This window comes from Saccharopolyspora sp. NPDC002686 (assembly GCF_040295745.1).
Taxonomy (GTDB): domain Bacteria; phylum Actinomycetota; class Actinomycetes; order Mycobacteriales; family Pseudonocardiaceae; genus Saccharopolyspora; species Saccharopolyspora oryzae.
In genome coordinates this window covers 1-10120 of the sequence record NZ_JBEOVY010000295.1, presented here as the reverse complement: position 1 = coordinate 10120, position 10120 = coordinate 1, and the positions used below count along the sequence as shown (strand labels likewise).

The following is a 10120-nucleotide window of genomic DNA, read 5'->3' as shown; positions in this document are numbered from 1 at the left end:
GGGGCTCAGCCCGAGTTCTTCGGCCACCGCCGCAGCTCGGATGCGGCAGCTGGCGCAGCGCCGCGGCACCTCCGTCGCGCAGCTCAACCGCGAGTACGACCGCATGGTCGAGGCGCGGCGGGCCCGGCAGAACATCGCCGAGATGAACGCACACGCGAGCTCGGTGCACTACCACGCCTGCGACGTCACGGATCCGGTCGCCGTCCAGCGGGTGGTGGACGACATCTTCGCGGCGGAGCCGGCGATCGACCTGCTGATCAACGCGGCCGGGCGGAGCAGTTCAACCCGGTTGGAGCGCAAGGACTTCGGCGAGTTCCGGCGGGTCCGCGACGTGAAGCTGCTCGCCCACCGCAACCTCAAGCGCGCCCTGGCCGGGCGGCAGGTCGGGACGTGGTGCAACTTCGGTTCGCTGCTCGGCTTCTTCGGCCAGGTCGGCGAGACCGATTACGCCTCCGCCAACGACTACCTCGCCGCGGCGGGCGAGTTCGCCGCCCGGACCACCGGTGCCGATGAGCTGACCATCGGCTGGACGTTGTGGAGCGGCACCGGCATGGGGGCCGGCGGGCTGATCAGCAAGTACTACGAACGCGCCGCGTCGTACTCGAACATGCCGGTGTCCGAGGGGATCCACCACTTCGTCCGGGAACTGCACGCACCGGAGCGGGATCCGCACACCGTGCACCTCGGCGAGGCCGAGCGCAACACCGTCGCCCGGTTCTACCCGGACTTCTGGCAGCCCCGCACCGCGCCGGACCGCCCCGGTGGCTTCTACCTCCGGAAGGCGGTGTCCGAACAGGACGGTTCGGCGGTCCACGAGTGCCCGATGGACCTGACCACCGACGGCTACCTGCGCGGACACCTGGTGCGCGGCCACCCCACCCTGCCGGGCCTGTTCGTCGCCGAGCTCGCCGGCGAGGCCGCGCTGCGGCTGCGCCCGGACCTCGAGGTCGTCGGCTTCGCGGACCTGCGGTTCGACCGGTTCATCCAGGTCCGCGAGGACGTGCGGTCGCAACCGAAGCGGATCCGCGCGACCGTGCTGGACAGCACCGACGACCTCGTGACCGTCGACGTGCGGATCACCTCGGACGTCGTGTCGCCGCGCGGTGTCCTGGCCGCACGCGACAAGCCGCACTTCAGCTGCCGGGTCCTGCTCGCGCCGCAGTTCGCGGAGGTGCGCTGGCAGCCGTGGGAACCGGACCCCGCCGAACGCGCCGTCCCCGACCCGTACCACCTGCCCGGGTCGCCGGTCGCGTTGAGCGGACCGTTCGCGTGCACCACCGGCACCCGCCTGCACCCGCTCGGCAAGCGCGCCCGGTTCGCCCCGGACCTGGCCGGTGCCGCCCCGGTCTGGTCGGCGTTCACCATGCCGAACCTGCTGCTCGACGGGATGGCCCGGATGGGCGTGCTGCACCTCGTCGACGACCGCTCGATGCCGGTGGCGGTGCCGACCGCGATCCGCCGCATCGACCTGTACCAGCGGGCGAACGACCGCGCCCTGGCCGAATCCGGCCCGGTCGAGCTCTACGCGTCACCACCGGAGATCACCTTCGGGACCCGGCAGGGCAACCGGTTCGTCGCCGCCGGGCCCGACGGCCGGGTGCTGGCGCAGATCAAGGACATCCAGGCGAAGGTGCTCGGGCACGTCGACATCACCACCGGGCAGTTCCACACCGCGGGAGGACCACATGGCTGACCGGAGCGCTCCGGGACCCGACGGCGGTCACCTGATCGGCGCGCTGAGCAAGTTCAAGAGCAACTCGCTCGGGCTGATCAGCGACCTGCAGCGCCGGTTCGGCGGAATCGCGCGGGTCAAGCTCGGCCCGTACCTGGTGCACCAGGTGACCGATCCGGAGCTCATCAAGCACGTGCTGCAGGACAACCCCGGCAACTACCGGCGGGGACGCTTCTACCGGGGCTTCAACCTCTTCATGGGCCACGGGATGCTGACCACCGACGGCGCCGAGTGGAAGGCCCGCAGGCAGGTCGCGCAGCCGTTCTTCCAGCGCGCCCGGCTGGAGTCCGCCGCCCCGATCATCACCGAGTGCGTGGACGACCTGCTGGACAGCTGGGCCGAACCGGCACGGGACGGCGAAGTGATCGACATCGTCGACGACGTGATGCGGTTGTCCATGGGGGTGCTCAGCCGCACCTTGTTCGGCGTCGACCTCCGGGACCGCGCCGACGAGCTGCTGCCCGTCGTGCGCTTCGCGATCAAGGCGATGATCATCACCGGCAAGGTGGAGCAGATGCTCCCGCGCTGGGTCCCGACGCGCTACCAGCGCGATCTCAAGAAGCACCAGGCGGTGCTCAACGGCGTGCTGGACGACGTCATCGCCCGGCAGCGCGCCCGCGGCACCGATGACGACAACCTGGTCGCCGCGCTGCTGTCGGCCGAGCACCCGGAGACCGGGCGTCCCTGGGACGATCGCGCGATCCGGGCCGAGCTGAAGACCCACTTCATGGCCGGGCACGAGACCACCGGCTGCGCCCTGGCGTGGACGCTCTACGCCGTGGCCCAGCACGCCGACGTGCGGCGGAAGCTGACGGCCGAGCTCGACGAGGTGCTGGCCGGGCGGACGCCGACCGTCGAGGACCTGCCGAAACTGACCTACCTGCGGCAGGTGGTGGACGAGTCGCTGCGCGTCTACCCGCCGATCTGGGTCTACCCGCGCGATGCGGTCGAGGACGACGAGATCGGTGGCTACCACGTCCCGGCGGGCACCACGGTGCTCATCTCGCCGCACGCCGCGCACCACAACGCGGACGTGTGGGAGTCGCCGGAGGCGTTCGACCCGGAGCGGTTCTGCCCGGCGAACCGGCACACCACGCGCTACCGCTACCTGCCGTTCGGCGGCGGCCAGCGGCACTGCATCGGCCACCACCTGGCGCTGCTGGAGCTGCAGCTCGCCGTCGCCATGATCACCCAGCGGTACCGGCTGGACCTGGCGTCGGGCCACCAGGTGGTGCCGACCGGTCTGGTGTCGCTGCGCCCGAAGAGCGGCGTCCAGATGCGCATCGAGCGGATCGACCAGGAATGATCACGGCCCGAGTGCAGCGGTTCGTGTGGGCCGGCGGGCCCGCACCGAACGGGCCTGCGCCCGACCTCTCCGGCCGCCGCGTGGCAGTGATCGGGGGCGCGACCGGGGCGGCGGAAGCAGTCACCGGGGTGCTGGTCGACCGCGGCGCGCTCCCGTGGCAGCTCGGCGACTCCGGGACACCGGACGCCGTCGTGGACCTCACCTTCGCCGAACCGTTCTCGCCGGACTCCCCCGACGCCGCGGAGGGCGCGCTGCTCCGCACCCTCGCAGTGCTGCGCGCCTGCTACTCGGACTGGAGCGAGGAGACCGACGCCCGCCGGCTGGCGTACCTGGCCGTCACCTACCTCGACGGCCGGTCCGGCTACGGGGACGGGCCCATCCACCAGCCGCTGGGCGGGATCTGGGCCGGTCTGGCCAAGACGCTGCACCGCGAGATCCCGAACATCAACGCCCGGGTCGTCGACGTCGGCCGCCCGGATGTCGCCGGGCTGCCGGACATCGCGGCAGCCGAGCTGTACGCGACCGGCCCGGCGGAGATCGGCCACCGCGACGGGATCCGGCATGCGCTGACACCGCGTGCGCAGGCCGTCGGGGAGCCGTCGGTGCCGCTCGGGGACGGCGACGTCGTGCTCGTCTGCGGTGGCTGGAGCGGCATCGGTTTCGAGCTGGCGAGGACCCTCGCCCGCCGCGGCTGCCGCGTCGTGGTCACCGGGCGGACCAGGCCGCCGACGGGCAGTGAGGAGTGGGCGCTCCTCGACGACGCGGAGTTCGACGACTACCGGCGAGACCTCATGCGCCGAGCCGCCGCCGACGGCACCGTCCGCGACACCCGGGAGCGGATCGACCGGCTGCGGCGGAGGCGCACGCTGCAGAAGAACCTGTCGGCAGCCGAAGGCGAAGGGCTGCCGCTCCGGTTCGCGCACTGCGACATCACCGACCCGGACGCGGTGGCGGACCTGATCGCCGGGATCCCGGACCTCACCGGGGTCGTCTACTTCGCCGGGGTGGACCGGCCCGCTCGGCTGCCCGCCAAGTCGGACCGGGACTTCCTCGCCGGGGTCGCGATCAAGGTCACCGGGTTCCTCCGGGTCTTCACCGCGGTGCGGGACCGGGAGCTGAAGTTCTTCTGCAACTCGGGGTCGCTCACCGGTCGCCTCGGCGGGATGGTCGGCGAGCTCGACTACGCCGCGGGCAACGAAGCCCTCGCACGCCTCGGACTTTGGGCGCGCCGGGTCAGCGGGCTCGACGTCCAGACCCTGTGCTGGCCGCTGTGGCAGTCGCTGAGCGCATCATCCAATGTGGACGCCGCGGTGAAGTACATGCCCGCGATGGATCCCGCCGACGGGCTGGGGCGCTGGTGCGACGAGCTCGCCGCACCGCACAGCGGGGAGGTCGCCTTCCTCGGACCGGTCGACACCGGGATCAGCGTGGCGCAGGCCGGGCAATTCCCTGCCGTGCGCTCGCTGCCGGGTTTCGCCGAGGTGCATCCGCGGGTCTTCCACCTCGGAGATCCGGTCGAATGGCGTTCGGGGAAACGCCTGGTGTCCGAGGTCCGATTCCGCGCCGAGGACACCCCGGTGACCGGTGACGTCCTGGTGGGCGGTGACCCGGCCCTGCCCATCACGCTCCTGCTGGACAACGCGCTCCGGTCGGCCGAATGGTTCGCCGGACCGGTGCGCGAACTCGTCGACGTCGAGGTGGACCTGCCGGGCCTGCGCCTGTCGGACGGCGAAATCCAGTTGCTCAGAACGACTTCAGCCGAATCCGACGGGTCGCTCCGAGTTGTGTTCCGCACCGGTGCGGGGGCGCAGATCGCCGCGATGACCGGGCGCTGCCGAGAACCGGACGACATCGCACCGCAGGTACCCGGCTCCGACGGTGAACCGCTCGGGGTCGCAGCGTCCACAGTGCACTGGCGGGGCTTGGTCGTGCCGCTGGCCCGGTGGCGGCAGCATCCCTGCGGCACCCGCACCGCGTCCCTCGCGCCGTGCGCGGATGCCGACCTGTGGGCGGCGGAGCCGCCGCCGACCTCGCTGCTCCCGACCACCGCGCTGGAGAACGTCCTGCGCATGGTGCTTTCCGGCTCGTCGACCGACCGGCTGCTAATCGGGCGGATCGCGATCGGCGGCGACCCGCAGCGGGCCGACCTCCTGGTCGCCGAGCCGGCCGGGAAGACCTGGTACGCGGTCGATCGCGGCACCCGGCAGGTCGCACTGGCCGTGCGAGGACCGGGCGTTCGCGCGGACGGGACGTGATAGCCGCGGACTGAACGCCGGAGCTGCCGCTTCCCCACCACCGCCCGCCGAACGAATCCCGATCTCTTGGAGCAGGAATGGCCGAGCTCACGATGGAGCAGATCTACGCCGAGGAGTGCATCAACGACCCCTACCCCCTGTACCGCAGGGTCAGGGAGACCGACCCCGTCTACTGGGACGAGCGGATGGGCGACGACGGCGGCTGGATGGTCACCGGCTACGACGCCGCGGTGACCGCGCTGCTGGACCCCCGGCTGTCGGCCGCGCGGCCGCAGTGGCTCGCCGAGCGGTTGCCGACCGACGCCGACGCCGGCCAGACCACCGCGATGAACGCCCTCTACCAGCAGATCGTCACCACCGATCCGCCGAACCACAACCGGATCCGGCGCGAGCTCAAGGCGCCGTTCATGCCGAAGCCGATCGACGACATGCAGGAGCAGATCACCGAGTCCGCGCACCGGCTGCTGGACTCCGCGCTCGCCGACGGCAACGGCGAGTTCGACCTGATGGCGGCCTACGGGTACGCCCTGCCCGCGCTCGGCCTCGGCCGGATGCTCGGTGTTCCGGGCGGCGGCGACCAGGACTACCTGCACTGGATGCTCAGCCTCGGCCTGCTCATCGACGACGGTCCCGCCAGCCGGCAGCACCAGGCGAAGCTGCTCGGCGGCGTGCACGAGTTCGTCGAGTTCTTCCGCGGCCTGGTCTCCGAACGCCACGGCGACCGGCGCGACGACCTGCTCCAGGTGCTCGCCGACTCCTACACCGGCGGCAACTGGGCCTCCGAGGAGGAGCTGCTCGGCAACCTGGCGTTCCTGCTGACCGCGGGGCAGATCAGCACCGCCCACCAGATCGGGAACACGGTGATCCACCTGCTGCGCGATCCCGAGCTGTTCGAGCGGGTGCGCGCCGATCCGGCCGCGGTGCCGCGGATGTCGTCGGAGCTTATGCGCTTCGACTCCTCCGTCCAGCTCACCAAGCGACGGGTCGTCGAGCCCATCGAGCTGGGCGGGCACGAGCTTGCCTCCGGCGACGAGATCTTCGTCTGGATCGGCGCGGCGCACCGCGATCCGGCCCAGTACCCCGATCCCGACCGCATCGACCTCGACCGGGGCGAGGTCGCGCACATCGTGTTCGGCCGCGGCCTCCACTACTGCCTCGGCGCGCGGCTGGGCAAGCTCGTCCACGACCTGGCGGTGCAGGCGTTCGTCGAGCACGTCCCCCGACCGGAGCTGTCCGCGCCGGACACCGTAGACCGGTCGATCATGCCCACCTTCCGCGGCCCCTACCGGCTTCCGGTGCGCTACCGCGCGTCCTGAGCGCGCAGGTCGAGCTGCAAGACCCGTGCCCGTTCGATCCGCCCGGCATAGGAGGAGCGCCTTGTTCCACAGAGTCGCCATCGTGAACCGCGGCGAACCCGCGATGCGGATGATCCGCGCGATCCGGGAGCTGAACGCCGACGGCGAGGACATCACCAGCATCGCGCTGTGCACCGAGGAGGAACGCGGCGCGACGTTCGCCAGGGAAGCCGATTCGGTGCACTGCATCGGCCCGGCCTCGGCACGTCCGTACCTGGACCTGGACCGCTTGGCGCACGCCCTGGTGGCCACCCGCGCCGATGCTGCTTGGCCCGGTTGGGGATTCGTGGCGGAGGAACCGGCGTTCGCCGAACTCTGCGAGCAGCTCGGGGTCGCCTTCGTCGGCCCGAGCGCGGGTGTGATGCGCAAGCTCGGCGACAAGATCGAGGCGAAGCTGCTCGCGGAGACCGCCGGTGTGCCGGTCGCTCCGTGGAGCCGGGGCGCGGTCGCGGACCTCGAATCCGCCCGGCGCGCAGCCGAGGAGATCGGGTACCCGCTGATGCTCAAGGCCGCTGCCGGCGGTGGCGGACGCGGGATCCGGGTCCTCACCGGCGATGCGGAGCTCGTCGAGGTCTACGACCGGGCCCGGCGGGAAGCCGAGCAGGCGTTCGGCAGCGACGCGGTGTTCCTGGAGCAGCAGCTCCCGGCAACCAGGCACGTCGAGGTGCAGGTGATCGCCGACGGGCAGGGCACGGCATGGGCGCTAGGCGTACGGGACTGCTCGGTACAGCGGCGCAACCAGAAGGTCGTCGAGGAATCGGCGTCGCCGCTGCTGGCCGCCGAGCAGGTGGAGGAGCTCAAAGCGGTGGCGCAGCGATTGGCGCTGGCCGTCGACTACCGGGGCGCGGCCACCGTGGAGTTCCTCTACGACCCGCGCACCGAACGCTTCTCGTTCCTCGAGGTCAACACCCGCCTCCAGGTGGAGCACCCGGTCACCGAAGCGACGACCGGGGTGGACCTGGTGAAGGCCCAGCTCCGGGTGGCCGCCGGGAGCAGGCTCACCGGCCCGGTGCCCGCCGAGACCGGCCACGCCGTCGAGGTGCGGCTCAACGCCGAGGACCCGGATCGCGACTTCGCGCCCGCTCCGGGCCGGATCAAGCGGTTCGACCTCGCCGCAGGCCCCGGGATCCGGGTCGACGCCGGGTTCGCCGTCGGCGACGCGATCCCGCCGGACTACGACTCGATGATCGCCAAGCTGATCGCGTTCGGCGGCACCAGGGGCGAAGCACTGGCCCGGGCGCGCCGCGCGATCGCGGAGACCACGGTGCTCATCGAGGGCGGCACCACCAACAAGGGTTTCCTGCTCGACCTGCTCGGCACGCCGGAGATCGTCGACGCCACGGCCGACACCGGCTGGATAGACCGGACCTGGAACCGCCGCAGCTCGCCGGACCACCGCGGGGTCGCGCTGGTCACCGCAGCCATCGACACCTACCTGGCCGCGGAGCGCGCACGGCGGCGGCAGCTGTTCGACAGCGCTCGTCGTGGTCAGCCGCAGTTGCCGCCGGACGACTCCCCCGTTCCGCTGGAGCTGCACGGCGCGGTGCACCAGGTCAAGGTCGCCCGGATCGGGCCGAGCAGGTTCCGGGTCGCCGTCGGTCCCGTCGAGCGCGCCGCGGATGTCGGGTTCGAGCGCTACGACGACGTCAAGGCCCGGATCACGCTCAACGGTCGGAGATTCGACGTCGTGACCGACCGGCACGGGTCGCAGCACCTGGTGGAGGTCGAGGGCGTTCCGCACCGCATCGGCCACGACGACCAGGGCGTTGTCCGGGCGCCCGCGCCCGCGCTCGTCGTCGCCGCGACCGCGGCCGAGGGCGCCGAGGTCGATGCGGGTGACCCGGTGCTCGTGCTGGAGAGCATGAAGATGGAAACCGTGCTGCGAGCCCCGTTCAAGGCGCGGTTGACGGAGTTCCTGGTACCGGTGGGCAGTCAGGTCGAGGCGGACGCCCCGCTGCTGCGGTTGGAAGCGACCGGCGCCGAGCAGCCGGTTCGCACCACCGCCGAGGACCTCGGATTGTCCGAAGTGGACTGCGCTCCGACCGGCGCCGAGGACCTCCGCAACGCCCTGCTGGGGTTCGACGTCGACCCGGTGGACGAACGACGGGTCCTGGCCGACTACTTCGCCGCGCGCGGGGATCGGCCGCTCCTCGCCGAGATCGAGCTGCTGCACCTGTTCGCGGACATCGCCGAGCTGTCGAGCCGCAAGCCCGCAGCGCAGACCGAGGTGGCCGGTCCGCACGAGCAGTTCCACGCCTACCTGCGGACCCTCGACCTGGCAGCGGCCGGTGCGACGCCGGCCTTCGAGCAACGGCTGACGACGCTCCTGGGCCACTACGGAGCCGTCGCGGATCCCGAAGCCGCCGTCTTCCGCATCTACCTGGCAGAACAGCGCCCCGCGTCGGCCGTCGCGACGGCCCTCCTCCAGCAGTGGTCGGCTGATCCGCCGCCGAGCGATGACCTGCACGATGCCATGCGAGCGGTGCTCGAACGGCTGACCTCGCTGCGCGAGTTCCGCGAAGTGGCGGGCTTGGCGCGTCGAGTCGCGTTCCGGCAGATCGTGCAGCCGCCCCTGCGACGCAAGCGCGCCCGCACCTATGCGCAGGTGCGCGCACACCTGCGTTACCTCGACGAGCACCCCGAAGCCGCGGACCGCGGCGACCGGATCGCGGCCATGACGTCCAGCGCGGAACCGCTGGAACGCCTGCTCGCGCAGCGCATCAACCGCAAGGGGATCGATCTCGGCCCGCTCCTCGAAGTGCTCGTGCGCCAGCGCTGTCCGGAGCTGCGACCGGTGGACCTGCGGTGCTTCGAGGTCGACGGGTGCACGTTCGTCTCGGCCGAGCACGGACCGGCGGCGCGCTCGCTGGCGACCGCGACCGATTTCGACCGGTTCGAAGCCGCGGCCGGAGCGATCGCGAAGGTGGCCGCCAAGCGGGACGAGGTCGATACCCTCGTCGAGGTCTACCTGAGCTGGGCCGAGCCACCGACGAGCCCCGATGCCACGGCGGACGAGCTGCGCCGCGTGCTGACCCGGGTTGCGCCGCAGACCGAAGTGGAGCGGTTGACCGTCTCTGTGCTCGATCGCGCCGTCGGCGCTCAGCACTTCACGTTCCGTCCCGAGCCGGGCGGCATCGTCGAGGTGCGCACCGAGCGGGGCGTGCACCCCGGTCTCCGGGACCGGTTGGGCCTGCGGCGGTTGCGGAACTTCGACCTGACGCGCCTGCCGTCGGTGGACGCCGACGTCCACCTGTTCACCTGCGCCACCGAAGAGTCCACTTCGGACTCCTCAGTGGCGATCGCGCTGGTTCGCGACCCGACGCCGTTGCGCGACGGCGACGGACGCATCGTCGCCCTGCCGGGCGTGGCGGACGCGCTCGCCGCCTCGACCCGCACTCCCGCGGGCGGGTCCAGGGCCAGCCGGTCGGCGACCGCGACCCCGAAACCGTCGTCGCCCAGGAACACGTTGCCC

5 protein-coding genes are annotated in these 10120 nt (G+C 71.8%); all 5 read left to right on the top strand.

The genetic code is table 11. From position 1 onward, the window contains the following. Window positions 1-1693, top strand: a 1693-nt coding sequence (locus ABTZ89_RS29635; RefSeq protein ID WP_351050813.1) for an SDR family NAD(P)-dependent oxidoreductase, incomplete at its 5' end; no start/stop codon positions are given. Then, window positions 1686-3038: a cytochrome P450 gene (locus tag ABTZ89_RS29630; RefSeq protein ID WP_351050811.1), complete on the top strand. Its 1353-nt coding sequence runs from the start codon at window positions 1686-1688 to the stop codon at window positions 3036-3038. The genes ABTZ89_RS29635 and ABTZ89_RS29630, both read left to right, overlap by 8 nt. Beyond that, a complete protein-coding gene (locus ABTZ89_RS29625; RefSeq protein ID WP_351050808.1) occupies window positions 3035-5293 on the top strand; it encodes an SDR family NAD(P)-dependent oxidoreductase in 2259 nt (752 codons plus the stop codon). The genes ABTZ89_RS29630 and ABTZ89_RS29625 overlap by 4 nt, the downstream gene beginning before the upstream one ends. A gap of 77 nt (window positions 5294-5370) precedes the next feature. Further along, a complete protein-coding gene (locus ABTZ89_RS29620) occupies window positions 5371-6609 on the top strand; it encodes a cytochrome P450 (RefSeq protein ID WP_351050805.1) in 1239 nt (412 codons plus the stop codon). A gap of 25 nt (window positions 6610-6634) precedes the next feature. Continuing rightward, window positions 6635-10120 (top strand): ATP-binding protein (locus ABTZ89_RS29615; protein ID WP_351050802.1); only part of this gene is annotated, 3486 nt, incomplete at its 3' end.